Genomic DNA, 26,177 nt, shown 5'->3' with positions numbered 1-26,177 from the left:
CACAGCTTAGTTCTCGTCTTCTGAAAGTTTCGGTGTTGCCGCGGCAATGCGCGCGGCAGTTGCGTGCTTCTGTGCGTCGCGAACCCGCTTACGGAGGTTCTTGTCGGTGATCTCGCGGTCGCCCACGGCTCCGGGGGTCCAGGCTTCTACATCCGCATCGCTGAAGCTGGTCTTTGACGCGCGGCGCTTGACCTCGGGCGGGATAGCACCGGGGGCTAGTCGGCGTGCGGTGAGCAGGAAGCCGGTGTGCGCGATCATGCGGTGGTCAGGCCGCACGGCGAGACCCTCGACATGCCAGCCGCGAACCATGGTTTCGCTTGCTTCCGGCTCGGTGAACACACCGAGGTTTCGAATGTGCTCAGCGACTCGAGACAACTGGGTGGCCGTGGCAATGTAGCAAATCACGACGCCACCCGGTGTGAGCGCTTCTGCGACCGTCTCCATGCACTCCCACGGAGCCAGCATGTCCAAAACGACGCGGTCAACGGTTCCGGGTTCGACCACATTCTCCAGCGCTTCGGCCAGATCGCCAATGTGCACAGACCAGGCCTCAGGAACCTCACCGAAGAACGTCTCGACGTTGCCCTTGGCGACATCGGCGAACTCTTCGCGACGCTCGAACGAGTGCAAATGCCCGTGCGAGCCGATGGCGCGCAGTAGCGACAACGAGAGGGCTCCGGAACCAACTCCCGCCTCAACGACAACGGCGCCAGGGAAGATGTCAGCCTGCGTCACAATCATCGCGGCGTCCTTCGGGTACACGATGGCCGCGCCTCGTGGCATCGACATCACGAAGTCGCGCATCAGCGGACGAAGCGCCAAATACTCGTGACCGCCACTGTTCGTGTGCACGGAACCATCGGGAGAACCGATGATCTCGTCGTGACGGAGGACGCCATGGTGCGTGTGCAGTTCACCCCCAGCGCGCAGCGTGGTGGTGTGCAGCTTGCCCTTCGGGCCGGTGAGCTGAACGCGGTCACCAATGCGGAAGGGTCCGCTGGGGCGAGCAGAACTCATGACGTGTGCCTTTCGTGGAAAGCGAGAAGATCGGCTGTGGTCACACCGGCAAGCGTCGCGCGCGTCTCAGTCACGCCGGTGTCGTCAAGCGGCACAATGTGCGGGATGCCGATGGTTGGGATTCTTGCGGCGACCGCTGAGGCAACACCATTCGGTGAGTCCTCGAGGGCAACGCATTCGTCTGGGCTCACACCCAATGCCTCGCATGCCATCAGGTAGGGATCGGGAAATGGCTTCGGCCGCGTGACGTCGTCACCGGCGAGAATGATGTCGAAGGCATCGAAGTCGATCAGGCTCACGACCTCGGCAGCCATCCGACGCAGCGACATCGTGACGAGCGCGGTCTTGATACCTGCCGCCTTGAGGTCGGCCAAGAGTTCGCGAGCCCCGGGGCGAAAGGGAACACCCTCGGTCGCAAGCTTGTACGTCACCTGGTCGGTGAGGTGGTTGATGATGGCGTCTTCATCCATGCGAACGCCGGCACCCTGCAGAATGCGCGCGGAAGTATCAAGGCCCAGACCGACGAGCTTCGTGGCGTCTTCATCCGTCCAGGCGCCGCCGTGCTCGGCAACGAGCTCTTCCTCGCTTCGCATCCAGTATGGTTCCGTGTCGACGAGAGTCCCGTCCATGTCCCAGAGCACTGCACGCATTGAAGCCTTTTTCACTTCACCATGCTAGCCCGAGGACCGCACGATGGCCGACACCCATCGCCCTCTTGTCTGCCTACCGCCCTGGCTCGGCGGGCACAGCGCTTATGCCCCTCTGCATGCTTGTGCCCCACCCGGCGAGTCCGGCGAGCTTGGTGAAGCAAGATGAAACGTCCAGACCGTGACACAGTCCCTGACGCTACGCTGAAGTCAGGAGGTACCGTGCAGCTACTTGGAGACCGAGTTCTCGTCATTGCATTTGAAGGTTGGAATGATGCGGCAGAAGCCGCAACAGCAGCCGTCGACGTCATGCGAGCCGATGGTGACTATGTGTTGGCGCACAGCGTTGACCCCGAATCATACTTCGACTTTCAATACACCCGGCCGAGTGTGCACCGCGACGAGGACGGTGTTCGCCGATTGACATGGCCGGGGGCCACGCTGTGGAGCCCGCGTCATGGTTCCGGGCTTTGGCTACTGCGCGGCCACGAGCCTGCCAGACGCTGGAAGCGCTTTGCCTCCGAGTTCGTTGCCACGGCACGGGACGAAGGAATCACCGGCGTGATCCTGTTGGGCGCGATGATGGGTGATGTGCCCCACACGCGGCCGATTCTGGTGCACGCGTGGAGCGAGAACGAATACATTCGCGCCAATTCCACGATCGAGCGCGGCCGTTACGAGGGGCCCGTCGGGATGCTGTCCGTCATGGCGGATGCGCTGGAAACGGCTGGCATTCCGACCATGAGTCAGTGGGCAAGCGTTCCGCACTACCTTTCGATGCAGGCGAAGGCGCCGAAAGCCACGATTGCGCTCATTGAAAAGGTTGCTGATCTGACCGGCGTACGCACGAATCATGACGAGCTGGACGCCGAAGCCCGCAAGTGGGAAGCCTCGATCGATGCGGCGATGAACGATGACGCGGAGATGATCGAGTACATTCGCTCGCTGGAGCAGGCCCGTGATGCGTGGGATATTCCCGCAGCCAAGGGCGATGCCATTGCCCGCGAGTTCGAACAGTTCTTGCGTCGTGACAATGAGGGTCCGCGGAAGGGGCCGGCGTCCGGCCCGGGTGATGAGGCATAGCACTGCGAACATATGACGAAGGCCGCGAGCGATTCGCGGCCTTCGTCATATCTGCTGGGCGGTTCCGCTTAGAACGCGTGCAATATGCCGGTTGCGAGCAGCACCATGAGCACGATGCCGAGAACCACGCGGTAGATCACAAACGGCAGGAAGCTGCCCTTTTTGAGGTACTTCATCAGGTACGCGATGACCACGAGGCCGACGACGAAGGCGACGACGGTGGCGACGGCGGTTTCTGCCATGCCGTACGGAACCATGGGCTCGTCGAGGCTGGACACCAACTCGTAGAGTCCGCTGCCGAAGACAGCGGGAACGGCCAGCAGGAAGGCATACTCGGCGGCAGCTGTGCGGTTATATCCGAGCGCGCGGGCTGCCGTCGTGGTCGCGCCTGAGCGTGAGACACCCGGAATGAGTGCAAGCGCCTGCGCGAAGCCCATCGCGATGCCATGGGGGTACGTAATGTCTTTCAGCTCGCGGGTGCGCTTTCCGTAGGCATCGGCGATGCCAAGCAGAATGCCGAAGACGATCAGCACAATGGCGACGATCCACAGGTTCCGGAACGCGCCGCGAATGTACTCCTGTCCGAAGAAGCCGAGAGCTGCGATCGGCAGCGAACCCAGGATGACGAGCCATCCCATGCGGGCATCCGGGTCGTTACGCGGCACGACGCCGCGGAGCGAGAGGAACCAGGCTTTGATGATGGCCGCGATCTTCTTGCGGAAGTACACAAGCACAGCAAGCTCAGTGCCGATCTGGGTGATCGCCGTAAAGGTTGCCCCGGGGTCGGCGGCGTTCGGGAACATCTCGCCAACGATGCGGATGTGTGCGCTCGAGGAGATCGGCAAGAACTCAGTGAGGCCTTGAACGATGCCCAGGATGATTGCTTCGAGAAATTCCATGACGTGCTCCTGTGCGTCTTGCGAGCCGGTGGGCACGCCAAAAGAGGACTTTACCTGCCGCGCGCTGAGCGTTTGTCAGGCGCGCGGCTGAGCGAAATCAGTAACGACGGATCAGGTCCGCGAGCACGTGTTGACCAAACTCCAGCGCGTCGGTCGGTACCCGCTCGTCAACACCGTGGAACATGCCGGTGAAGTCGAGCCCCTCTGGCAGTCGCATCGGGGCAAACCCGTACCCGGCGATGCCGAGCGAAGAGAGCGCTTTGTTGTCCGTTCCGCCGCCAAGCAGGTACGGAATTACTGGCACGCCAGGGTCATGCTCGCCAATACATGCAACCATCGTGTCGACCAGGTCGCCAGCAAACGGCACCTCGAGTCCGACCTCGCCGACAACGACCTCAATCTCGATGTCGTCGCCGACAATGCGTTGGATATCGGTGAGCGCCTGCGCTTCGGTCCCGGGAAGTACGCGCACGTCAATGAGCGCGTGAGCCTTGTCTGGAATCACGTTGTGCTTGTAACCGGCCTCGAGGCCCGTCGGGTTTGTCGTGGTGCGAAGTGACGACCGGATGAAGCCCTGGGCGTTACCCGACAGCGCAGCGAGCGTATCGGGGTCTGTCTCCGTGGTTCCGCTCAGCCGCTGGAACTCGGCGAGCAGCGCCTCGGTGGTCGGAGTGAGAGTGACGGGCCACGCGGTGCGTCCGAGCGCAGTCACCGCTTCAGCAAGGCGCGTGACCGCGTTGTCCAGGTGGAATCCAGAACCATGACCGGCTCGGCCCTTGGCGGAGAGGCGGAGCCACAACAGTGCCTTCTCCCCCACCTGAAGCAGGTAAGCGCGCTGGCCAGCCACCGTGATCGAGTAGCCGCCGACCTCACTGATAGCTTCGGTCGCACCCTCGAACCAATCCGGACGCTGGGCAACCACGGGGGTGGAACCTTCGACGCCGCCATTTTCCTCATCGGCAAAGAACGTGATGATGATGTCGCGGCGCGGCTGCTCCCCAGCACGCAGAACCTCAGAGACGGCAGCGAGGATCATCGCGTCCATGCCCTTCATATCGACGGCACCGCGACCCCAGAGCAGACCATCGGCGTCAATGTGGCCGGAGAACGGGTCGTGTGTCCAGTCTTCGGCGATCGCCGGAACCACGTCGAGGTGGCCATGCAGAATGAGAGCAGGAAGGGTGGGGTCGGATCCAGCGATTCGCGCGTGCACGTTCGTACGGCCGGGGACCGCTTCGTAAAGTTCGGGCGTGAGTCCCAAATCGGTGAGGATCGCAGCGACATACTCGGCGGCTTCACGCTCGGACTTCGCGCGGCCTCCTCCGTAGTTTGTGGTGTCGAAACGAATCAGGTCACGGGCGATACGAACAACGTCGGAGAGCTCAGCGGTCATGCCTCCACGTTACGCCACGCCCGACCTGCATCTTGGTTCGTGAGGTCCCGCAGAGCCGTGCTAGGCTAACTACTCGTTGGTGAGAGCCAAACAAACACCCAAATGCGCGGGTGGCGGAATAGGTAGACGCGCTAGCTTGAGGTGCTAGTGCCCGTTAGGGCGTGGGGGTTCAAGTCCCCCTTCGCGCACAGAACGAAAATGACCCCCGGATCGAAAGATTCGGGGGTCATTTTCGTTGTGCCTGCATATGTGTGGCTGGCCTATTGATTGATCGGCCACGACGCCGTTTTCACGCGTTACGTCTCGCTCGCGACGCGGTGCCTCACGCAACGAATGACCATGAGGTCCCCACGCAAAAGCAATGTGCCTCGGAACGCATTCCGAGGCACATTGCGTGCGTACGGCTAAGCGACAGAGACACCGAAGATGAGTCCGAGCACATACGTGACCGCGGCCGCACCGAAGCCGATCGCAAGTTGGCGCAGCGCACGCTTCAGGGGTGAGGTTCCGCTCAGCACGCCAACGGCGGCACCCGTCGCCATGAGGGCGATGCCCACCAGCACGAGCGCCAACACGAGCGCTGCGGCACCGCTCAGGCCGAACAGCCACGGCAAGACCGGAATGATGGCGCCGGAGGCGAAGAAGAGGAAGCTGGACAGCGCCGCACCCCAGGCGTTGCCGACAATGTCGTCATCGTCCTCGACGACGTCGCGGTTTGGCGCGATGCCGTTGTGCGCGGCCGCGACGACCTTGCGGGCGCGTTCGAGGGCCTCATCAGCATCGACACCACGCGAGCGATAGATCAGCGCGACCTCGTTAGCGTCAATATCAAGGTGTGTGAGGGCGCCATCGGCATAATCGCTCGGCTGCGTAGCGGCAAGGAGTTCCCGCTGGCTACGCACGGACACGAACTCGCCCGCACCCATCGAGAGCGCACCGGCGAGCAGGCCGGCAAAGCCGGAGAAAAGCACGAAACCGGGAGCGACGCCCGTCGCACCGATTCCCATGACCAGAGCAAGGTTGCTCACCAAGCCGTCGTTCGCTCCAAAGACAGCCGCCCGGAAGGTTCCGGACAGGCGACGCCTGCCGCGTGCCGCCAAACCGCGCACGACCTCATGGTGCACACGTTCATCCGCGGCCATTGCAACGGTTGCATCGGCTTCGTCCTCGTAGGGTGAACGCGCTTCGGCCGACTGTGCCAGTGCGAGCACGAAGATGGAACCAAAAGTGCCTGCCATCGCGCCGAGCAGACGGGTACGCAGGCCCGGCCGCGGGAGTCGTGCGGGTTCTCCGCCAAGCAAAGCGAGCCAGTGTGATTCGTGCCGGCCTTCGGCTTCGGCGAGAGCAAGCAGAATTTCGCGCTCCTCCCCCGTTTTGCGTTCGGCCAAACGCCGATAGACCTTCGCTTCGGCGCGCTCGTCAACGAGGTACTTCGCCCATCGTTTGCGATCGGCGGAAGTAGCGTCTGCAGGCGCGCTCATGGTGCTCCAAGTTCTGTGGGGGAAACCTCAACGCTACCGACCGCCACCCGCTGTCCCCCGCGATTTCACTATATTCGGCGCCCCGAAACGTTCGGGCGCCCGAAATCAGGCTTGCCCCGTGCAACCGTCGGACGACTTCCGCCGACACGCCGAACACGGCGCCCGTGGCCCCCCTTCCCGAGAGATTTGTCCGACGGTTGCACGTCGAAGCGTCGGAGCAGGCGACGGAACCACGTGCAGCAGTACCGGACACGGAACCACGGAACCACGGGCAGCCTCGGGGCGGAGCCACCGAACCGCAGTGCGGACGGCGCGGAACTACCCAACCGGTGCGGGTGGGGAGCGCGGCCGGGTGGGGCGAAGGTTAGGAGTGTACGCGGCGGCGCAGGAGTTCGATGCGGGACTGCAGTTGCGCGACCGTTGCGGTACCGACCGCGGGACCACCGCACAGCCGGCGCAATTCCGCGTGCACAAGCCCGTGCGGCTCCCCTGTCTGGCGTGCGTAGAGACCAACAAGGCTATTCAAGAGCTGGCGCTGTTCGCGCAGTGTGCGGTGCAACGGTGCGGGCAACGTTGTTTCGGGGGCGCCGACCGCCTTCTCACGGGCCTCACGGGCCTCGCGGTGGCGGGCTTGACGGCTCTGGCGTTGCATCAGGAGTTCGTGAACGTGTTCGGGTTCTAACAGGCCGGGCAGGCCAATAAACTCCAGCTCTTCATCCGAGCCGGGTTCGGCGAGCTCACCAAACTGTTTTCCTTCGAACACGATGCTGTCGAAGTGTGCCGTGGAGCCAAGCGCGGTGTACTTGAACTCTTCGGTCAGTGCGTCCGATGCTTTGTCTTCGCGGTTCGCTGATTCCAGCAACGAATCGTCAAGGCCATCGTCGTCTTTTTGCTTGCGGTCAAGCGCGTGGTCGCGTTCCCGCTCCATTTCGTTCGCCAACTTCAGCAGTGGCGGTACGTGCGGCAAGAACACACTCGCAGCTTCACCACGACGGCGAGCACGCACGAAGCGGCCGATGGCCTGAGCGAAAAACAGCGGCGTCGACGAGCTTGTGGCGTAGACACCGACGGCCAGTCGAGGCACGTCAACGCCTTCAGAAACCATGCGAACCGCAACCATCCACCGGCTCGTGTCTTCCGCGAACTTCTCGATTCGGCTCGAGGCCTCTTTCTCATCGCTCAACACAACGGTCGGCGACTGCCCAGTGAGCCCCTGGAGAATCTTTGCGTAGGCACGCGCGACCGTCTGATCGGTGGCAATGACCAGGCCTCCGGCGTCTGGAATATGCTGCCTGATCTCGGTGAGCCGCTCATTCGCCGACTTCAAAACCGCGTGAATCCACTCCCCTTCAGGATCAAGCGCCGTGCGCCACGCCTGCGACGTGACGTCCTTCGTATTGTCCTGGCTGAGGTGAGCCTCGAGTTCATCGCCCATGCTCGTTTGCCAGCGCATGGTTCCGGAGTACACGTGAAAAAGCACGGGCCGCACGACACCATCGGCCAGGGCCCGCCCATAACCGTAGTTGTAGTCGGTGCGTGACACGCGCCCGCCTGTCGCGTCTGGCGCGTACTCGACGAACGGAATCGGTGCCGTGTCTGAACGGAACGGGGTTCCAGACAGCAGGAGCCGCTTGACGGCGGAACCAAATGCGTCGCGAATCGCATCGCCCCAGCTGAGTGCATCGCCGCCGTGGTGTACCTCATCGAGAATGACCAGCGTGCGTGCCCCCTCGGTGACATGCTTATGCACCGATGAGCGCGCCGCGACCTGTGCGTACGTCACGACAACGCCGTGGTATTGGCGGGACGGTGCCACATGAGAGTTGCGGAACCGCGGGTCAAGTCGAATGTGCAGGCGTGCGGCGGCGTCGGCCCACTGTGTCTTCAGATGCTCGGTGGGAGCGACAACGACGATGCGATTGATGACGCGCATCCGCAACAGTTCTTGAGCCAGAGTCAGCGCGAACGTCGTCTTTCCTGCGCCCGGGGTGGCGGCAACGAGAAAGTCGCGCTTGTCTTGCGCGAAGTACGTTTCCAGGGCTTCCTGTTGCCATGCTCGCAACTTTCCTGCGGTACCCCACGGGGCACGTTGAGGATAGGACGGTGACAGCACCTGCTCAACGATAGTCGCCCGCTCGGACACTCGCTCAAAAGTCCGTGTGTGTTTGGCGTGCCGGTTTAGGGTGGACTGCTGAGTATCCACCGCAGAGGAGCATGCGATGACCGATCCATCTACGAGCCCTGACGCTCGGAACCCACTTATGTCCAACGAAGAGTCCCACCCCTGGCGGCGCTACGTCGCAATTGGCGATTCCTTCACCGAGGGTGTTGGCGACGATGATGAGAACTCGCCGCACGGTGTGCGTGGTTGGGCTGACCGTGTTGCCGAGGTGCTCAGTGAGACCGCCGAGGACTTTGCGTACGCAAATCTTGCGGTGCGCGGCAAGCTCATCGGGCAGATCATCAACGAGCAGCTTGATGCTGCAGTCGCCCTCCGCCCTGACCTCGTCACGATTTCGGCCGGTGGAAACGACGTGATTCGCCCCGGTACCGACCCAGACGAAATCACCGGACAGTTTGAAGCTGCGGTGGCTCGACTGAGCGCGAACGGTGCCACCGTTGTCGTTTTCACCGGCATCGACGTCAATTTCACTCCGGTCTTTCGTCCGTTCCGCGGTAAGGTCGCGATTTACAACGAAAATATCCGGGCTGTCGCCGAAAAGTACGACTGCATCGTCGCTGATCAGTGGGCTTTGAAATCAGTGCAGGACACACGGTTCTTCGCTGCTGACCGGCTCCACATGAACGCGCTCGGTCATCACGAAGTCGCGCGCATGGTGCTCCGCGCACTCAACGTCCCGAATGATCTCAAGCCGATGGAACCCGCCCCGCACCCGGTGCGTACGTGGCGCGAGGCTCGCACAGATGACCTGATCTGGGCACGCGGCCACCTCGTTCCGTGGGTTTTGCGACGTGTGCGTCACCAGTCTTCTGGTGACAATATGACGCCAAAGCGCCCCGACGTCGCGCCAATCGTGCCTGCCACGCCCGAGCCCCCGGCAACTCCCGAGCAGGCAACGGACGAGGGCACCGACTAGCGGTCCGGAACAGTCACCGACTAGCGGTCCGGAACAGTCGCCGACGAGCGGTCCGGAACCATCACCGACTAGCGGTCCGGAACCATCACCGACTAGCGGTCTTGAACCGCCCAGAGGGCGACCGACGCCGCAGCGGCGACGTTGAGCGAGTCGACACCCTCGCGCATGGGAATCATCACGGTGTGATCAGCGTGCGCGAGGGCGACCTCGCTCAGTCCGTCACCCTCGGTTCCCACGACGAGCGCCACGCGCTCTGCCGGCTGGAACTCGCGCAGCGATACGGCGTCATCGGTGAGGGCCAGGGCCACGATCTCAAAGCCCGCCCGAACGAGGGCGGCGCGTAGCAACGGCCACGAAACGGCACGCGCCCATGGCAAGGCAAAAACGGTTCCCATGCTGACGCGCACACTGCGGCGATATAGCGGATCCGCGCACACGCGCGACAGCAACACGGCGTCGGCATTGAGCGCAGCGGCGGCTCGAAACAGGCTGCCCATATTGGTGTGATCGGTGATGTCATCGGCGACCACGACCGTGCGCGCACCGCGCAACGCCTCATCGAGCGAAAGCGGTGCCGGCCGTTGCATCACGGCCATGACGCCGCGGTGCACGGCAAAGCCGGTCACAGCTTCGGCAATCTCGGCAGGCACGACGTAGACCGGAGTGTCTGCGGCAAGCAACGGCTCCAGCCGCTGTACCCACTTGTCTTGCGCGAGCACTGCGATAACGACGTGCCCAGCGGCAATCGCCCGCTCAAGCACAACAAACGACTCCGCGATATATGTGCCGGTCGCCGCCTCGTGACTGTGCCGCGCTTGGCGGTCGGTGAGGGTGCGAAACCCATCGAGTCGGGGGTCGGAACCATCGGTGAGCGCAATCGCGTGCATCTCACCATTGTCTGCGGTGCGGCTGTGGAAACGAAAAGGAGGGAGGTGAGGGCATAAGCCTCACCTCCCTCAGCCGCGTCATCTCAGCTAGGCGGCGGCTTCTTCGATTCGTCGTCAACCGTGCGCACATGACGGGTGGAGAGGATGCCCCGCTCGGGTTGCGGGCGCGCCGACGTCGAGCCGCGTTACGGCAGCGCTGGTCGCCCGGAGATGCGGTACACGCCCTCGCGACGCACACGCTGATCCCACCGCGAGGAACCCCCATAGACTTGGAGGGTGACCGAGCTTTCTTCATTCGCGAGTGCGCGCGGCATTGCCGACGCTCGCGCTGTGCTGACCGCTCGCCGCATTGCCTTCATCACCGGAGCGGGGGTGTCCACCGACTCCGGCATTCCGGATTACCGCGGTGCCGGCAGCGCGCCCCGCACCCCGATGGACATCAACGCCTTCCTCACAAATAAGGAATCACGCCAACGCTATTGGGCGGGTGGCCACCGGGGCTTCAAGACGTTTGATGCCACCGTGCCCAACGCGTCTCACCACGCCATCACCCGGTTTGAGCGGGCAGGTAACGCGCTCGGCGTGATTACCCAAAACGTCGATGGGCTCCATCTGAAAGCCGGCAGCCAGCACGTTGTGGAGTTGCATGGTACCGCGCGCAATATCGTGTGCATCGAATGCGGGCAGGTGTTTGACCGTCGCGAAATTGGCGCACGCATTGAAGCGACAAACCCCTGGCTCGCATCGGCACCAGCCGACGAACTCGGCCCCGACGGCGACTCCATCCCCGACAACATCGAACAATTCGTGGTTCCGGAGTGCACCAATTGTGGGGGCGTCTTGCGCCCTGACGTGGTGTTCTTCGGTGAGTTCATCCCGCGCGAGCGGTTCGCCTCAGCAGAAGGCATGGTCGCTGCCGCCGACGCCATCGTGGTGGCAGGAACCTCCCTCACCGTTAACACCCCGATCCGCTTGCTCGACCGCGCACGTCGCCGAAATCTACCCATCGTGATCATCAATCGCGGTCCGACGAAATGGGACTCGCAGGCTGCTGTGAAGATCGACGACGGAACCAGTGCGACGCTGCAGGCGCTCGCCGATGCTATGGAGATTGCATGATCGTTACGCTGATCCGCCACGGCCAGACCGATTGGAACCTTGCCGGGCGCATTCAGGGGTCAACAGACATTCCGTTGAACGACACCGGGCGAGAGCAGGCACGCGAGGCGGCTCTCGCGCTCGATGCAACGGTGGCAACGGTGATGTATTCGAGCGATCTCAGCCGAGCAAATGAGACCGCACGCATTATCGCGGGCGTGCACGGCTGGAATGAGCCGCACGTCATCGTGCCGCTACGCGAGCGTTTCTACGGTGATGCCGAGGGCATTCTCACTTCCGACTTCTTGGAACGCTTTGGCCCCTGGCCGACGGCAGAAGTGCCGGGTGCTGAGACGAAGGCCGACATTCGCATTCGTATCGTTGCGGCGCTTCGTGACGTGGTGGCGCACGCGAAAGCAAACGGTGTGAGCGCCGACACGCGTCTGGTTGCGGTGAGCCACGGTGCGATGATTGCTGAGCTGTTGCGCTCGCTCACCGATGGCGAGCACCCCGCACCCGGTGTCGGCGTCGCTAACGGTGCTGCCCACGACTTTCACGTCAGCGACGATGAGATTCGCTGGCTGGCCCCGGCCAACGTCAAGTAGCCGCGGTTTGGCGTCGGCTAGTGCCGCCCTCGTTCTAAAACGCGCCGAGCGTGCCGCAGCATGACTTCGTCAATCATCGCGCCCTCGAACTGAAATGCACCGCGTGCACCCTCGGCTGCCGCGAGTAGCGCTGTCGCGTGCCGCACCTGCTCAACACTGGGCTGGTAGGCACCGCGAATCACGGGCACTTGGCCCGGGTGAATGCATGCGGTCGCGGTGAACCCGCTCGCGACCGCGTCCGCACATTCGGCTGCCAACCCATCGTGGTCGGCGATCGCCATGTAGACGGCGTCAATCGCGGCCTTCGTGTGTGCTCCGGCAGACAGCAGCACGGTGGAGCGAGCCGTGCGCACGACGTCACGGTAGGTTCCGTCAGCGCGGCGACTGTTGGTTCCGCCGAGGGAGGCAATGAGATCTTCCGCACCCCACATCAAACCAATCACCTGGGGGTGCGCGGCAATGGTCGCCGCGTTCACGACGCCAGCCGCAGTCTCGCACAGTGCGACGACGTTGAGGTGCTGCGGAACCTGGGCGATATCGTCGACGGATTCTGTTTTTGCCAGCATGATCGTCGTGATCGACGTCGTTGCGAGCGCCGCGATGTCGAGCGCGAAATCAGGCGTACGTACCGGGTTCACTCGCACCATGACGCGCGTGGGGTCGAACTCTGCCGCTTGGACCGCGGCGCGCGCCGAAGCCTTCGCATCGGGGGTAACAGCGTCTTCCAGATCGATGATGACGGTGTCTGCCGCGGTGATTGCCTTCGCGAAGCGTTCGGGACGATCGGCAGGACAAAACAGCAGTGCAGGCCCCAGGGTGAACGTCATGCTTTCTCCTGTACGTGCATGAGTGCCACCCGCGTGGCCAGCGCCACAATGGTTCCGTCCTGGTTCCGCCCGGTGTGTTGCAGTCTCACGATGCCCTCCCCCGGCCGCGAAGACGACAGGCGCTTGTCAACGACGACGGTTTCACACGTCAGAGTGTCGCCCGCGAACATGGGGTGCGGAAACGAAATGTCGCTGAGGGCGAGTTGTGCCACGAGCGTGCCCTGCGTGAGTTGCGCGACCGAGAGCCCCACCAGGGTCGATAGCGTCCACATCGAGTTCATCAGGCGTCGACCGAACGGTTGGGTGGCGGCATAGGCCTCATCGAGGTGCAGGGCCTGCGCGTTCATGGTGAGGGTCGTGAACAGCACATTGTCGGCCTCGGTGGCTGTGCGCCCCGGCGTGTGCCGATACACGACGTCGGTCTCAAACTCATCAAAGTAGAGGCCGCGCTGCACAATCTCTCGTGGGGTGTCGGTCATGCGATCACGCTACCCCGAGCGAACGGGCGATGACGAGCAGCTGCACTTCTGTCGTGCCCTCACCGATCTCAAGAATCTTAGAGTCGCGGTAGTGCCGGGCGACGGGATATTCGTTCATGAATCCGTTGCCGCCAAAGATCTGCGTCGCATCGCGCGCGTTGTCCATGGCCGCTTCGCTCGAGACGAGTTTGGCGTGAGCGGCAGCGACAGCAAACTCTTCACCGGCGTCGCGCAAGCGCGCAGCATGGTGCCATGCGAGGCGCGACATGTGCACGCGAGACTCCATGCGGGCCAGAGTGAACTGTGCGTTCTGACGCGTCGACAGCGGCGTGCCAAACACATTCCGCTTTTTCGCGTAGTCGACGGCAGCTTCCAAGCACCCTTCGGCAGCACCGGTGGCGAGCGCCGCAATCGCGATCCGCCCCTCATCGAGAATCTTGAGGAAGTTGGAGAACCCGCGGCCGCGCTCGCCGATGAGGTTCTCGGCGGGCACCCGGGCATCCACAAACGTCAGTGGGTGCGTGTCGGAAGCGTGCCAGCCCACCTTGTCGTATGCCGGCTCGACGGTGAACCCGTCAGTACCGTTGGGCACCAGGATCGTTGAGATCTCCTTTTTGCCTTCCTGCTCGCCGGTGACAGCCGTCACCGTGACGAAACGGGTGATGTCGGTTCCGGAGTTGGTGATGAACTGCTTGGAACCATTGATGACCCATTCGTCGCCGTCCAGACGCGCGGTGGTGCGGGTGGCTCCGGCGTCGGAACCAGCCTCTGGTTCCGTCAGTCCGAAGCCAGCCAGAGCGGTGCCAGACAGCAGATCAGGCAGATAGCGCTGCTTCTGTTCTTCGGTGCCGAACAGGAAGATCGGCATAGCGCCCAGGCTGACACCGGCTTCCAGGGTGATCGCGATGGACTGATCAACGCGCCCCAACGCCTCGATCGCGAGACCGAGCGCCATGTAGTCACCGCCCTGACCGCCGTATTGCTCGGGGAACGGGAGACCAAACAGTCCCATCTCCCCCATTTGTGCGACGACATCGAGGTTGAGGGTGTGGGTGCGGTCGGCCTCGTAGGCTTGCGGCGCGACGACATGTTCGGCAAAGTCGCGAACGAGCCCGGCGAACTCGCGCTCGTCTGGAGTGAGATCACGCATCAGTTGTCTCCTGAATCAATCGTGGTGATGTGCGCGACGGGTTGGTCGCGGCGAACGTGCTCGCCGACAGCGACGTCAATCGTGACGATGCCTGCGGCGGTAGCGATAACGGGGTGCTCCATCTTCATGGCTTCGATCGTGATGAGGCGGTCTCCCACCGCGACCGTGTCACCGGTCGCGACATGCACGGCGACCACGTTGCCAGGCATCGGTGCGCGTGCTTGCGGATCGGACGGGTGCTCGGCTTCTTCGAGGGTTGCCAGGTGGCGTTCCAAGACGCCCCGTCTCGTGAGGGGCTCAAGACGGCGGGTTTGCCCTTCGGCATGGACCCACAGCGCGCCATCGGCATCGACCACGGCGCTCACGGCTGGCGCGGGTTCTTGCCCGGTCGTCGTGATGAGCTCACCGTCGTCGAGGAAGTGCCGCACGGTGGCCTGTGCTCGCCCGCCAGCACGCCAGCCATCGCGTTGATGCCATACGCCCGCGCCAGTTTCGGAGTGCACGGTTGCTGCCGCTGCCGCCACAAGCGCGGGCGACGTTGGCGTGCGGTCAGGCGTTCCCAGCCGGTCAAGAAGCTCGGTGTCGAACGTGGCGCCTCGCACTTCGTCGCGGCGCAAGAGGCCGGTGAGGAACTCGATGTTGGTTTCGACCCCGAGCACGACGGTTTCTTCGAGGGCCTGCGTGAGCGTGTCCAGCGCTTCCTCACGGGTGCGGCCGTAGGCGATGACCTTGGCGATCATTGGGTCGTAGTCGCTGGAAATCTCTGAGCCCGTCTCAATAGCGCTGTCGTTGCGCACGCGAGCTGACGGTGTGAATCGCACAATGGTTCCGGTTGCTGGCAAGAATCCGCGCTCGGGCGATTCGGCGTACACTCGCGCCTCCACGGCATGGCCGGTGAGCGTGATGTCGTGCTGAGCGAAGCCGAGCGGCTCGCCCGCCGCGATGTTCAGCTGCTCGCGCACCAGGTCGATTCCCGTCACGAGTTCGGTCACCGGGTGCTCGACCTGCAGGCGCGTGTTCATTTCGATGAAGAAGAACTCAGACACGTCATCGCCCGACGCAAGAAACTCGACGGTTCCTGCGCCCCGATAGTTGACGCTCTGTGCTGCTGCGACCGCAGCCTTGCCGAGGCGTTCGCGCGTCTCCGGGGTGATAACCGCAGACGGCGCCTCTTCGATGACCTTTTGGTGGCGGCGTTGCAATGTGCACTCGCGCTCACCGAGGTGCACAACGGTGCCGTGGTTGTCGCCCAGCACCTGCACCTCGATGTGGCGGGGGCGCACGACCAGCCGTTCAATCAGCATCGAATCGTCACCGAACGACGCCGTTGCGATGCGGCGCGCGGTGCCCAGGGCATCGCTCACGTCTGCCGCGGATTCAACGACCTGCATGCCCTTGCCTCCGCCGCCCGCTGACGGCTTGATGAGCAACGGGAAACCGATCTCGGCGCACTTCGCGATGATGGCGTCGTCTGTCATGCCGACAGCGCTAAAGCCCGGAACCACGGGCACGTCGTGCGCGGCAACATGGGTTTTCGCGGTGATCTTGTCGGCCATTATGGTCAGGGCTTCGACGCTCGGCCCGATGAAGACGATGCCCGCACGTTCACACGCTTCGGCGAAGGCCACGTTTTCGGAGAGGAAACCGTAGCCTGGGTGAATCGCTTCAGCACCACTCTGTTGGGCTGCCGCGATCACGGCGTCGATGTTGAGGTAACTGTCGCGCGCTGCGGCGGGGCCAATGCGCACGGCGACATCAGCTTCGCGCACAAACGGCGCGTCCACGTCGGCATCGCTGTACACGGCGACGGAGCGGATGCCTTCTTGTCGCAGTGTGCGCAAGACACGGCGCGCGATCTCGCCACGGTTGGCGACCAAAACGGTACGGAACATGGCGCTCACATCCGGAACAGGCCGAAGCGGGGTTCGGCGAGGGGAACACGGGAAACGATGTCGAGGGTGAGCCCCAAAACACGGCGCGTGTCGGTGGGTTCGATGATGCCGTCGTCCCAGAGCCGGGCGGTGGCATAGTAGGGACTGCCCTGCTCTTCGTACTGCGCAAGAATCGGTGCTTGGAACTCCGCTTCCTCCGTAGCCGACCACGGGGTTCCGGCAGCCGCAAGCTGATCCCCCCTGACCGTTGATAGCACACGCGCTGCCTGTGCGCCACCCATGACAGAGATGCGTGAGCCTGGCCACGTGAACAAGAACCGCGGGTCGTAGCCGCGCCCGTTCATGGCGTAGTTTCCCGCACCAAATGAGCCGCCGACGATAATCGTGATCTTCGGCACGCGCGTCGTGGCGACAGCGGTGACCATTTTGGCGCCGTCTTTCGCGATGCCACCGGCCTCGGCATCCCGACCGACCATAAAGCCGGAAATGTTCTGCAAAAAGACGAGCGGAATGCCGCGTTGATCGCACAGCTCAACAAAGTGCGCGGCCTTCAATGCTGATTCCCGGAACAGCACGCCCTGGTTTGCGACGATTCCGACCTGGTGGCCGTGAACGCGCGCGAAGCCGGTGACGACGGTGTCACCATACTCCCGCTTGAACTCGCGAAACTCGGAACCATCGACGAGGCGGGCAATCACCTCGCGGGGGTCATACGGCTGGTTAACGTCGACGGGGATCACGCCGTACAGTTCGTCTTCGGCAACGGCCGGCTCGCGAACATCGGCGACCGGCCACACGGGTGCTGGCGTTGGCGGCAGCGTGCTGACAATGTCGCGCACAATTTCGAGCGCGTGCTCATCGTTTTCAGCGATGTGGTCGACGACACCGCTCTGCTTGGCGTGAACGTCGCCGCCACCAAGCTCCTCCGCCGAAATGTCTTCGCCAATCGCCGCTTTCACGAGCGGAGGTCCGCCGAGGAAGATCGTGCCCTGGCGACGAACGATCACGGTCTCGTCACTCATGGCAGGCACGTATGCGCCGCCTGCTGTGCTTGAGCCCATGACGGCCGCGATCTGCGCGATACCAGCCGCGGAGAGGTTCGCCTGGTTGAAGAAAATACGGCCGAAGTGCTCTCGGTCAGGAAAAACCTGATCCTGTCTGGGCAAGTAGGCGCCACCGGAGTCAACGAGATAAATGCATGGCAAGCGGTTTTCGCGAGCAATCTCCTGCGCGCGCAAATGCTTCTTGACCGTCATCGGGTAGTACGTGCCGCCCTTGACCGTCGCGTCGTTCGCGACAATCATGACGAGCCGGTCATGCACCATGCCGATACCAGCGACCACTCCGGCACACGGTGCCTCGCCTTCGTAGAGACCGAACGCGGCGAGGGCGCCGATCTCTAGAAACGGACTGCCTTCGTCAAGGAGGCGATCGATGCGGTCGCGCGCGAGCATTTTGCCGCGTTTCACATGCCGCTGGCGGGATGATTCTGGCCCGCCGAGGGCGACGGTGGCGAGACGATCGCGCAGTTCGTCGCGTAAAGCGAGCTGCGCCTGTTCATTGGTGGTGAACGATTCATCGCGGGTGGCGGTGCTGGAAAGCGTGATCATGGAGTCTCCGTCGACGTCACAATCCGATCACACCCGTTGTCTGGCATGATCGTCATTGGTTAGTGTTCACTAACTGAGATTTCAGGTTAGCGAGGATTAACTGAAATGGCAATAGAGGTCACTGATCGCGATCGCGCAAAGGCGCTTCGTCGCGAAGCTCTGCTGCGTGAATCGGCACGGCTCTTTGCCACGCGCGGATTCAACGCCGTGTCGCTGGAGGATCTCGGCGCTGCCGTCGGCGTGTCTGGCCCGGCTGTCTACCGCCATTTCAGCGGCAAACAGGCCCTCCTCGGCGCCCTCCTCATCGACGTCAGCCAGCGTTTGCACGATGGCGGAGCGGCTGTCACGGCCCGCGATGCGGATGCTGATTCGCGCCTGCACGACCTCATCGTGTTTCATGTCACCTTCGCACTTTCGCAAAGCGACGTCATTCGCGTGCAGGATCGCGACTTCTCCCAGCTCGCGCCTGATGACCTCGAAACTGTCCGTCACCTGCAGCGTGCCTACATTCAGAACTGGATGCAGGTGCTCGGCGAAGTGCGCCCAGCGCTGGACCCAGCTGAGCGCCGCCTGCGCGTGCAGGCCGGTTTTGGTCTCATTAACTCAACCCCGCACAGCGTCGGCTCTGGCGCGCACGCGTCGTTCACCGCGGCAACGTTGGTCGCGATGACGAAGGCTGCGCTCCTTGCCGAGTTGGGCGATGGCGGGTACGTGTCCGCACCCACCACCCCCACGAACTAGAACAAGAGCGCCCGGCCCGGGTCATTCAGCAGGTCGCCAACAGTTCGCAAGAATTCCGCACCCTGCTGCCCGTCTACGAGGCGATGATCAAACGACAGGCTCAACGTCATGACGTCGCGCAGCGCGATCTCACCCTGAAATTCCCATGGCCGACGCTGAACCGCGCCCACGGCAAGGATTCCGGCCTCACCTGGATTCAGAATCGGGGTGCCCGCCTCGATTCCGAACGTTCCGATATTGCTGATGGAGAAGGTTCCGCCGCTCAGCGCAGCCGGCGTCGACTTGCCCTCACGGGCCGTCGTCGTCAGTTCGCTGATGTGCGATGCCATGTCAGGCAAAGTCAGCCGGTCGGCATCGACAATGTTCGGCACGACAAGACCACGCGGCGTTGCAGCGGCGATCCCGAGATTCACATAGTGGTACTCGACGATCTCGCCAGCCGCCTCATCCCACCGAGAGTTGAGCGATGGCGTCGCGCGCAGAGCGAGACACACCGCCTTCGCGATGATCGCCATGACGCCGATGCGGTGCCCAGCGAGCGCTCGATCCTCTTTAAGCCGTGCGATGAGTTCCATCGTCGCGGTCACGTCAACCGTGTGGAAGCACGTGACGTGCGGCGCGGTGAAGGCACTTTGCACCATGGCAGCGGCTGTGAACTTGCGCACACCCTTGATGGGGGTCCGTGTTTCACGAGCACCGACAGACTCGATCTGCGCTACTGGCGTGTCACTCACCCTGGCCACTTCCCCAGCGATGAATGCCTCGACGTCGGCGCGCGTAATGCGGCCGAACTCACCCGTGCCGGCAATGTCGGTCAGCTCAACACCGTGATCGCGCGCAAACTTGCGCACGGGCGGGGTTGAGCGTGGGCGTTCGGCTCTCTCCGCCGCCGCGGCCGGAACCTCGACGGCAGAGGCTGCCGGAACCGCGGCGGCAGGTGCCGCTGGTGCCGTGACGGAGTGGCTGGTCGCGACAGGAGCAGCGGGGGCGCCGCCGCGCGCGCGCCGCGCGGGCTTGCCCTTGGCTGCGGGAGCCGCGCCATAACCAACCAGGTTGGGCGGCACGACGTCGTCATCACCATCAGCGGTTGGCGCCGTTTGCGCTGGCGAGCTCTCCCCCGCCAGTGTGAACGCCAAGAGAGGCTTACCCACCTCCACAACGTCACCGGCATTCGCAAACAGCTCAGCAATGGTTCCGGCATACGGCGAAGGCAACTCAACGATCGCCTTCGCCGTTTCTACTTCAGCGATCGTCTGGTTCAACGCGACCTCGTCACCAACGGCGACGTGCCAGGCAACAATCTCCGCTTCGGGCAACCCTTCACCGAGGTCGGGCAGAAGGAAAGACGTGCTCATAGCTCGACTCCCGTCATGCTATTTTGGCGGCCGAGCGCGCGGTCAACGCCGTCGAGAATGCGATCGAGGTCAGGGATGTGTTGCTTTTCCAGCTTCGACGGCGGGTACGGGATGTCGTGGCCTGTGATGCGCACCGGCGCGGTCTCGAGCCAATCGAAGCATCGCTCAGTAATGCTGGCGATAACTTCGGCAGCCACTCCCGCTTCGCGCGAAGCCTCGTGAGTCACCACAACGCGACCGGTCTTTCGCACCGACGCGTCAATCGTTTCGTAGTCGATCGGTGAGATCGAGCGCAGGTCGATAACCTCAATCGATACGCCCTCGTCGGCGGCTGCTTCAGCAGCATCGAGCGCCGTCTTTACCTGTGCGCCGTAGGTGACGAGCGTGACATCGGTGCCAGGGCGTGCAACGCGTGCGATCCCCATCGGGGCAACGTCGGTGTGATGGGTATCGAGGTCGACCTCTCCCTTGGTGTGGTAGAGCCGCTTCGGCTCGAGGAAGATCACCGGGTCATCGCAAGCAATCGCCTGTTGCAGCATCGCGTAGGCGTCTTGCGGGTTCGATACCGCGATAACGCGCAGGCCAGCGGTGTGCACGAAGTACGCTTCCGGCGACTCCGAGTGGTGCTCGGCAGCGCCAACGCCACCGGCCCACGGAATGCGAATCGTGATCGGCATCTTTACGCGCCCGAGGGTACGGTAGTGCAACTTCGCGACCTGGCAGACGATCTGATCGAACGCTGGGTACACGAAGCCGTCGAATTGAATCTCCACCACTGGACGGTAGCCGCGCATTGCGAGCCCCACCGCGGTTCCGACGATTCCGGATTCTGCGAGCGGAGTATCAATCACACGGCCTGCGCCGAACTCGTCTTGGAGGGCGTCGGTGATGCGGAATACGCCGCCGAGGGCACCGATGTCCTCCCCCATCAACACGACCTTGTCGTCGTCTGTCATCGCCTGACGCAAGGCCTGGTTGAGCGCTTTGCCCATCGTCATGGTCGTCATGATGCACCGCCTTCGAACTGCGCGAGATACGCGGCGTAGGCGCGGCGCTCAGCTTCAATGCCGGTGTGCGGCGTCGCGTACGCGTGATCGAAAACTTCGAGTGGTGCCCGGTTCGGCATCGTCAGTGCGGCTTCGCGGACGGCAGTGCCGACCCGATCGGCTTCGGCAGCGATATCTGCCGCGACGTCGTCAGTCAGTACGCCTTCCGCCCGCAAATACTTCTCGACACGGTCCAGCGGGTCGCGGCGGCGCCATGTTTCCAGCTCTTCCTCGTCGCGGTAGCGCGTGGGGTCATCGCTCGTGGTGTGCGGCCCCATCCGGTAGGTCACTGCCTCGATGAATGCCGGTCCGTGGCCGTTGCGTGCATGTTCCGTCGCCCAGCGCATCGCCGCAAGGCAAGCCAGCACATCGTTGCCGTCGACGCGCATGCTAGGGATACCGAACCCGGGCGCGCGCCCGGCAATCGGGAACTCCGACTGCACGCTGACGGGCTCGGAGATTGCCCACTGGTTGTTTTGGCAAACGAAAACAACGGGTGCCTTGAACGACGACGCGAACACCATCGCTTCGTTAACGTCGCCTTGGCTCGACGCGCCGTCACCGAAGTAGGCGACAGCGACGTCGTCAGCACCATCGGCGGTGATGCCCATCGCATACCCGACCGCATGGAGCGTTTGCGCACCAATGATGATCTGCATCGTGGCGGTATTGATGCGATACGGGTCGTATGTTGAGTTGGTTTCACCGCGCCACGTGCCAACAAAGTCACGGTTCTCGGCCCCGCGCACATAGATCACGCCGGTCTCGCGGTAGCTGGGGAACACGAAGTCCGTCGCGCGAAGTGCCCGCGCAGTGCCGATCTGTGCGGCTTCCTGCCCGAGGCACGGCGCCCACAGGCCCAGCTGTCCCTGCCGCTGCAGCGAGAAGCCTTCCTTATCGATGCGGCGGACAACCGCCATATCGCGGTACAGCGAAAGCACGTCGTCGGCTGTGACCGACGCCAGATAGGTATCCAGCTCGACGTTCTGCACCCGCACGCCGTCGGGTGTGAGCACTTGGGAAATATCCATGCATGCCGTGGCCGGCTCTGCACTCGGATTCAGGGCGTACACCATTGTCTCGACCTTCCGTTCCGGAAGCCCTTGTGGGGCTCCCCTCGCGTTACCGGCAACTCCGCCGGATGCCTCGAGCGTAGGCCGACACAGCACCTCGCTCAAGCATTTCGACGCAATCTGAGCATGTTGCGTATGAAGGCGGGGTGCAGTCCTGCTATTCTTTCGCAGTATGACCGCTCTTGACCGCACCGATCTCGAACTGTTGAACGCCCTCGCGGCGGATCACCGCGCGACGGTCGTCGCCCTCGCAGAACGCCTTGGCCTTTCCCGCAACACGGTGCAGGCGCGCATGGCTCGCCTTGAGAAGGCTGGCGTCTTCCTTTCCTTCGAGCGGTCGGTGTCGTCGGGTGCCCTCGGCTTCCCGCTTGAGGCGTTTGTCAGCGTTGGCGTCCGTCAGAGCGATCTGCCACGCATCATTGCGGAAATCTCACGCATTCCTGAAGTTGTGCAGGCGCACGGACTCTCCGGCCAGATCGATCTGTTGGTGCGTGTTTCGTGCCGCGACGCTCGTCATCTTTTCGACACCGACGCGCGCATTCTCGCGATCGAAGGCGTTGAGCGCACGGAGACATCGCTCGTCATGGGCGAAGTGATTCCGTTCCGCCTTGGCGGCTTGATGGAGCTGGCCCGCCGCGAGGCTTAAAGGTCAGACAGGAAGTCTTCGATCGCGTCGGCTGCCTGCTTTGGCGTTTCGTAGTGGATCAGGTGCCCGACGTTGGGGATCTCCACCAATACCGCGTTTGGGATGCGCTGCGCGAGCTTTCGCTCCGCCTCAATCGGCGTGATGTCGTCTTTTTCTGCTGCGATCAGCAGAGTCGGAACCGTCAGCTGGGGCGCGACTTGGCTCACGTCGTGTGAAACGCTCGTCACGAACGCCTCGTGAAGCACGTCGCGGTCTGCAAAGCGGGAGAAGTACTCGTCGTGCTGGTCGTGGACGAAGGCGCGGAGCGTCTTGTCTTTCGTCTTGACCATCGTGTTGCTCATCACCCGAACGATCAGCTTGGAACGCAACAAGGCGTCACCGATGGGCTTGGGTAGGCGGGCTCCCACCCAGTAATAGAACACCGCAAGGCGGGTCATGATGCCTCGGGGGCCTGCGAGAGCGGGCGCACCGATGGGATTCACCAAGATGAGTCGAGGTGTTTCCAAGCCGCCAGCAACGGCTGCCGAGGTGACGATCGACCCGAACGAGTGGCCAAGAATGATGGCGCCGGGCGCTACCGCGGCGACGAACGCGTTTAGCCAGTCGACGTACGCCTGCAGGTTATGTTCGCGGCCCGGAATCGGCGGCGTCTCTCCAAACCCGGGGAGATCCGGCATGATGACGCGGTAGTCGGGCAGGTAGGCGACGACCGGTTCCAATCCGTGGTGTTCGCCACGAAAGCCGTGCACAGCGACGATTGTTGGCGCGTCGTCATCGCCGTACACCCAGTACGCCGTCTGCACCCCGGCAACGTCAACGGTCTCCCGCACAACGGGAATGTCGGCCAGGAGCGAAGCGTAGGGAGAGCGCACCCTTCGAGTCTACGAGCAGCGCGCCGCTCCCCCGCGCGTCGCCACGTCAGTGTCGGAGGCTCGCCGTACGGTGGTGACATGTCAGAGAACATCGCCATCCCCGCCATTTCCTGGGGCTCACCCATTGGCGTGTTCGACTTGGAGACAACCGGAATCGACGTCGCGACCGATCGCATCGTCACCGCGCACGTTGGCGTTCTCGACGCGAATGGTGCGGTGCTTGAGTCACACAACTGGCTCGCAAATCCCGGTATTCCGATTCCGGAGCAAGCGACCGCCGTGCACGGCATCAGTAACGAGCGCGCTCGACTGCATGGCCATTTGGCGTCCGCCGTGGTGCGCGAGGTGACCGAAGCACTTCGTCAGCTCTTTGCGCAGGGTATTCCGGTGGTCGCGTTCAACGCCAATTACGACTTTTCCTTACTGCTCGCCGAGTGCCGCCGCCACGGCATTGAGCCCATTGACAACCCGACGCCGGTGCTTGACCCGCTTGTGATGGACAAAGCGCTCGACCGCTACCGTCGCGGCAAGCGACGACTCACAGATGTTGCCGAACACTACGGTGTCGAGTTGGAGAACGCGCACGATGCGTCTGCAGACGCTCGTGCAGCTGGCCGCGTTGCACAGGCAATTGCACGAATCTACGCGCACCTCATGCCTGAGACGATGCGCGAACTTCACGCCCGCCAGGTTGGATGGGCGCGTTCGCAGGCCGCGAGCCTGACGGACTACTTCATCCGCATTGGCCGGCTCGATGCTGATGATGAGCTCGATGGTTCCTGGCCCGTGCGCTCTTCCGTCGCCACCGACTAACGAACAGCAGCGCCCCCTGCTCCACCCCTCGTGCTGCTGTGCACGACCACGTCTTGTTGAGCAAGACCCATCCTGTTGTGCACGACGCGCCACGCCAACGGAGCGCAAAACCCGGCGTGTCGAGCTGACTCGCGCACGTGATCGTGCATAACAGGAGATGAGACGAACCCGAGAGCTGGATCGTGGGACGGAACCACGGAGCAGGCAGCAGTGAACCACGCGGCTCGCACGCGGGAGGCACCCGCGGCACGCTCGTGGGTGGGGAATCTAGGGGGCTGTGCGCAGGAACGCCGAAGGGCCCCAGGTTTCCCTGGAGCCCTTCGAAGAAAGCGTGGTGCTTACTTGGACACGCCGCCGAAGCCAGCGAAGCGCTGGTTGAACTTGTCGATACGACCAGCCGAGTCCATGATGCGCTGCTTGCCCGTGTAGAACGGGTGCGATGCGGAGGAGATTTCAACGTCGATGACCGGGTACTCCACGCCATCGAGCTCAATCGTCTTGTCGCTCGAAACAGTGGAACGCGTCAGGTACGTTTCGCCCGAACCGAGGTCGCGGAAAACGACGGCGTTGTACTCGGGGTGGATGTCAGTCTTCATGGGGAATCCCTTGATGAGGTTTATAGAATTTGGAACAAAAGATCAGAGGGTGCGTGGCACCAAGGATCGAGTCTATCAGATGGCGTCACACCGCACGGGCAGCGAAACGTCCTTCTTCCTTGGTGAGTCGGATCGGCAGACCGAACGTCGCGGTCAGCGATTCTTCGGTCAGCGTCGAGTCCAGGGGGCCCTGCGCCACCACGCCGCCGTCACGAATCAGGAGGACATGCGTGAAGCCCACCGGAATTTCTTCCACGTGATGCGTCACCATGACCATGGCGGGCGTTGCCGGCGACTGCGCGTACGCGGAGAGAAGTTGCAGGAGTCCTTCACGGGCACCCAAATCAAGACTTGCCGTCGGCTCGTCAAGGAGGAGCATTTCCGGATCCGTCATGACGGCGCGAGCAATCTGTACGCGCTTCTGCTCACCGTCACTCAGCGTTCCGAACAGGCGGTCAGCCAGGTCATCGATGCGCCAGTCCGCAAGCACACGCTCGGCGCGGCGCTCATCGATGCGTTCGTACTCTTCATTCCAGCGACCAAGCACTGAGTAGGCTGCCGTGAGAATCACGTTGCGCACGGTCTCGTCACCGGGAATCTGCTTGGCCATCGCACTGGAGGCAATGCCAATCCGCGGACGCAGTTCGAAGACGTCAGTGCGGCCGAGCTGTTCGCCGAGAACGTTAACCTGACCAGACGTCGGGTGCATCATGGCAGAAGCCAACCGCAGAATCGTCGTCTTTCCGGCACCGTTTGGTCCGAGAATGACCCACCGTTGGTCGTCTTCCACGCTCCAGCTCAATGAGTCGACAATGTTCTTGCCGTCTCGGCGCACGCTGGTATCGGTGAATTCAAGAACCAAGGACATG

The 26,177-nt window shown here is 63.0% G+C and carries 25 protein-coding genes and 1 tRNA gene; 8 read left to right on the top strand and 18 right to left on the bottom strand.

Features of this window, described 5'->3' with window-relative positions; genetic code table 11:
- Positions 1–6: 6 nt before the first annotated feature.
- Together KTJ77_RS06190 and KTJ77_RS06185 are read right to left on the bottom strand one after the other, a co-directional pair.
- Entirely contained in the window at positions 7–1,017 is a 1,011-nt protein-coding gene (locus tag KTJ77_RS06190) for a tRNA (adenine-N1)-methyltransferase (RefSeq protein ID WP_217337577.1), read from the bottom strand.
- On the bottom strand, positions 1,014–1,667 hold the full coding sequence (locus tag KTJ77_RS06185; RefSeq protein ID WP_217338362.1) for an HAD family phosphatase: 654 nt from the start codon (positions 1,665–1,667) through the stop codon (positions 1,014–1,016). Before KTJ77_RS06185 ends, KTJ77_RS06190 begins: the two co-directional genes overlap by 4 nt.
- Positions 1,668–1,886: 219 nt before the next feature.
- On the opposite strand from KTJ77_RS06185, the gene KTJ77_RS06180 reads away from it, so the two are divergent.
- Entirely contained in the window at positions 1,887–2,747 is an 861-nt protein-coding gene (locus KTJ77_RS06180) for a PAC2 family protein (RefSeq protein ID WP_217337576.1), read from the top strand.
- A 68-nt stretch (positions 2,748–2,815) separates the two neighbouring features.
- Here the strand turns inward: KTJ77_RS06180 and KTJ77_RS06175 are convergent, their stop codons facing one another.
- Both KTJ77_RS06175 and KTJ77_RS06170 read right to left on the bottom strand, forming a co-directional pair.
- Positions 2,816–3,646 carry an undecaprenyl-diphosphate phosphatase gene (locus KTJ77_RS06175; protein ID WP_217337575.1) on the bottom strand — a complete coding sequence of 277 codons (831 nt, stop codon included), beginning with the start codon at positions 3,644–3,646 and terminating at the stop codon, positions 2,816–2,818.
- Between the two features lie 97 nt (positions 3,647–3,743).
- Positions 3,744–5,039, bottom strand: coding sequence for a M20/M25/M40 family metallo-hydrolase (locus KTJ77_RS06170; RefSeq protein ID WP_217337574.1), 1,296 nt, complete (start codon positions 5,037–5,039; stop codon positions 3,744–3,746).
- Positions 5,040–5,143: 104 nt separating this feature from the next.
- On the opposite strand from KTJ77_RS06170, the gene KTJ77_RS06165 reads away from it, so the two are divergent.
- Positions 5,144–5,227: transfer RNA gene (locus KTJ77_RS06165), tRNA-Leu, on the top strand.
- Between the two features lie 216 nt (positions 5,228–5,443).
- Here the strand turns inward: KTJ77_RS06165 and KTJ77_RS06160 are convergent.
- Both KTJ77_RS06160 and KTJ77_RS06155 read right to left on the bottom strand, forming a co-directional pair.
- Positions 5,444–6,520 carry a VIT1/CCC1 family protein gene (locus KTJ77_RS06160; protein WP_217337573.1) on the bottom strand — a complete coding sequence of 359 codons (1,077 nt, stop codon included), beginning with the start codon at positions 6,518–6,520 and terminating at the stop codon, positions 5,444–5,446.
- 364 nt (positions 6,521–6,884) lie between these two features.
- Positions 6,885–8,633, bottom strand: coding sequence for a DEAD/DEAH box helicase (locus tag KTJ77_RS06155; protein WP_217337572.1), 1,749 nt, complete (start codon positions 8,631–8,633; stop codon positions 6,885–6,887).
- Positions 8,634–8,739: 106 nt separating this feature from the next.
- Between KTJ77_RS06155 and KTJ77_RS06150 the strand changes: the two genes are divergently transcribed.
- Positions 8,740–9,618 (top strand): SGNH/GDSL hydrolase family protein, encoded by an 879-nt coding sequence (locus KTJ77_RS06150; RefSeq protein ID WP_217337571.1) that lies wholly within the window; start codon positions 8,740–8,742, stop codon positions 9,616–9,618.
- Between the two features lie 92 nt (positions 9,619–9,710).
- On the opposite strand, the gene KTJ77_RS06145 is transcribed toward KTJ77_RS06150, so the two are convergent.
- The gene (locus KTJ77_RS06145; RefSeq protein WP_217337570.1) at positions 9,711–10,505 is read right to left on the bottom strand and encodes an RNA methyltransferase; all 795 of its coding nucleotides are present in this window, start codon (positions 10,503–10,505) and stop codon (positions 9,711–9,713) included.
- Positions 10,506–10,781: 276 nt separating this feature from the next.
- Here KTJ77_RS06145 and KTJ77_RS06140 point away from each other — a divergent pair, with 276 nt between their 5' ends.
- Both KTJ77_RS06140 and KTJ77_RS06135 read left to right on the top strand, forming a co-directional pair.
- Positions 10,782–11,624 (top strand): Sir2 family NAD-dependent protein deacetylase, encoded by an 843-nt coding sequence (locus tag KTJ77_RS06140; protein ID WP_217337569.1) that lies wholly within the window; start codon positions 10,782–10,784, stop codon positions 11,622–11,624.
- Positions 11,621–12,208: a histidine phosphatase family protein gene (locus tag KTJ77_RS06135; protein WP_217337568.1), complete on the top strand. Its 588-nt coding sequence runs from the start codon at positions 11,621–11,623 to the stop codon at positions 12,206–12,208. The genes KTJ77_RS06140 and KTJ77_RS06135 overlap by 4 nt, the downstream gene beginning before the upstream one ends.
- A gap of 17 nt (positions 12,209–12,225) precedes the next feature.
- Here KTJ77_RS06135 and KTJ77_RS06130 read toward each other — a convergent pair whose 3' ends face one another.
- Genes KTJ77_RS06130 through KTJ77_RS06110 form a run of 5 tightly spaced genes read right to left on the bottom strand, consistent with a single transcriptional unit; the run spans position 12,226 to position 18,166 of the window.
- On the bottom strand, positions 12,226–13,035 hold the full coding sequence (locus KTJ77_RS06130; protein ID WP_217337567.1) for a CoA ester lyase: 810 nt from the start codon (positions 13,033–13,035) through the stop codon (positions 12,226–12,228).
- Positions 13,032–13,514: a MaoC family dehydratase gene (locus KTJ77_RS06125; protein WP_217337566.1), complete on the bottom strand. Its 483-nt coding sequence runs from the start codon at positions 13,512–13,514 to the stop codon at positions 13,032–13,034. The genes KTJ77_RS06130 and KTJ77_RS06125 overlap by 4 nt, the downstream gene beginning before the upstream one ends.
- Before the next feature lie 4 nt (positions 13,515–13,518).
- A complete protein-coding gene (locus KTJ77_RS06120) occupies positions 13,519–14,664 on the bottom strand; it encodes an acyl-CoA dehydrogenase family protein (RefSeq protein ID WP_217337565.1) in 1,146 nt (381 codons plus the stop codon).
- Positions 14,664–16,556 carry a biotin carboxylase N-terminal domain-containing protein gene (locus KTJ77_RS06115; RefSeq protein ID WP_254367381.1) on the bottom strand — a complete coding sequence of 631 codons (1,893 nt, stop codon included), beginning with the start codon at positions 16,554–16,556 and terminating at the stop codon, positions 14,664–14,666. The genes KTJ77_RS06120 and KTJ77_RS06115 overlap by 1 nt, the downstream gene beginning before the upstream one ends.
- 5 nt (positions 16,557–16,561) lie before the next feature.
- Positions 16,562–18,166 (bottom strand): carboxyl transferase domain-containing protein, encoded by a 1,605-nt coding sequence (locus tag KTJ77_RS06110; protein WP_217337563.1) that lies wholly within the window; start codon positions 18,164–18,166, stop codon positions 16,562–16,564.
- A 105-nt stretch (positions 18,167–18,271) separates the two neighbouring features.
- Between KTJ77_RS06110 and KTJ77_RS06105 the strand changes: the two genes are divergently transcribed.
- The gene (locus KTJ77_RS06105; RefSeq protein WP_217337562.1) at positions 18,272–18,907 is read left to right on the top strand and encodes a TetR/AcrR family transcriptional regulator; all 636 of its coding nucleotides are present in this window, start codon (positions 18,272–18,274) and stop codon (positions 18,905–18,907) included.
- Here the strand turns inward: KTJ77_RS06105 and KTJ77_RS06100 are convergent.
- The 3 genes from KTJ77_RS06100 to pdhA are packed head-to-tail and all read right to left on the bottom strand — an operon-like array spanning position 18,904 to position 22,339.
- Complete coding sequence (locus KTJ77_RS06100; protein WP_217337561.1) at positions 18,904–20,262, bottom strand: dihydrolipoamide acetyltransferase family protein; 1,359 nt, start codon at positions 20,260–20,262, stop codon at positions 18,904–18,906. The genes KTJ77_RS06105 and KTJ77_RS06100 overlap by 4 nt on opposite strands.
- A complete protein-coding gene (locus tag KTJ77_RS06095; RefSeq protein WP_217337560.1) occupies positions 20,259–21,269 on the bottom strand; it encodes an alpha-ketoacid dehydrogenase subunit beta in 1,011 nt (336 codons plus the stop codon). The genes KTJ77_RS06100 and KTJ77_RS06095 overlap by 4 nt, the downstream gene beginning before the upstream one ends.
- Positions 21,266–22,339, bottom strand: a complete 1,074-nt coding sequence (gene pdhA / locus KTJ77_RS06090; protein ID WP_254367380.1) for a pyruvate dehydrogenase (acetyl-transferring) E1 component subunit alpha — start codon at positions 22,337–22,339, stop codon at positions 21,266–21,268. Before pdhA ends, KTJ77_RS06095 begins: the two co-directional genes overlap by 4 nt.
- Before the next feature lie 214 nt (positions 22,340–22,553).
- Between pdhA and KTJ77_RS06085 the strand changes: the two genes are divergently transcribed.
- On the top strand, positions 22,554–23,027 hold the full coding sequence (locus KTJ77_RS06085; protein ID WP_217337558.1) for an Lrp/AsnC family transcriptional regulator: 474 nt from the start codon (positions 22,554–22,556) through the stop codon (positions 23,025–23,027).
- On the opposite strand, the gene KTJ77_RS06080 is transcribed toward KTJ77_RS06085, so the two are convergent.
- Entirely contained in the window at positions 23,024–23,899 is an 876-nt protein-coding gene (locus KTJ77_RS06080; RefSeq protein ID WP_217337557.1) for an alpha/beta fold hydrolase, read from the bottom strand. The two genes, KTJ77_RS06085 and KTJ77_RS06080, sit on opposite strands and share 4 nt — an antisense overlap.
- Before the next feature lie 78 nt (positions 23,900–23,977).
- Between KTJ77_RS06080 and KTJ77_RS06075 the strand changes: the two genes are divergently transcribed.
- Complete coding sequence (locus tag KTJ77_RS06075; RefSeq protein ID WP_217337556.1) at positions 23,978–24,712, top strand: 3'-5' exonuclease; 735 nt, start codon at positions 23,978–23,980, stop codon at positions 24,710–24,712.
- Between the two features lie 338 nt (positions 24,713–25,050).
- Here the strand turns inward: KTJ77_RS06075 and KTJ77_RS06070 are convergent, their stop codons facing one another.
- Positions 25,051–25,308 carry a type B 50S ribosomal protein L31 gene (locus tag KTJ77_RS06070; RefSeq protein WP_217337555.1) on the bottom strand — a complete coding sequence of 86 codons (258 nt, stop codon included), beginning with the start codon at positions 25,306–25,308 and terminating at the stop codon, positions 25,051–25,053.
- An 85-nt stretch (positions 25,309–25,393) separates the two neighbouring features.
- Positions 25,394–26,176 carry an ABC transporter ATP-binding protein gene (locus KTJ77_RS06065; RefSeq protein WP_217337554.1) on the bottom strand — a complete coding sequence of 261 codons (783 nt, stop codon included), beginning with the start codon at positions 26,174–26,176 and terminating at the stop codon, positions 25,394–25,396.
- Position 26,177: the final 1 nt, after the last annotated feature.

Origin of the sequence: Microbacterium sp. NC79 (assembly GCF_019061125.1) — a bacterium.
GTDB lineage: Bacteria > Actinomycetota > Actinomycetes > Actinomycetales > Microbacteriaceae > Microbacterium.
The sequence above is the reverse complement of the archived record's forward strand: the minus strand, read 5'-3'. Positions and strand labels throughout refer to the sequence as shown.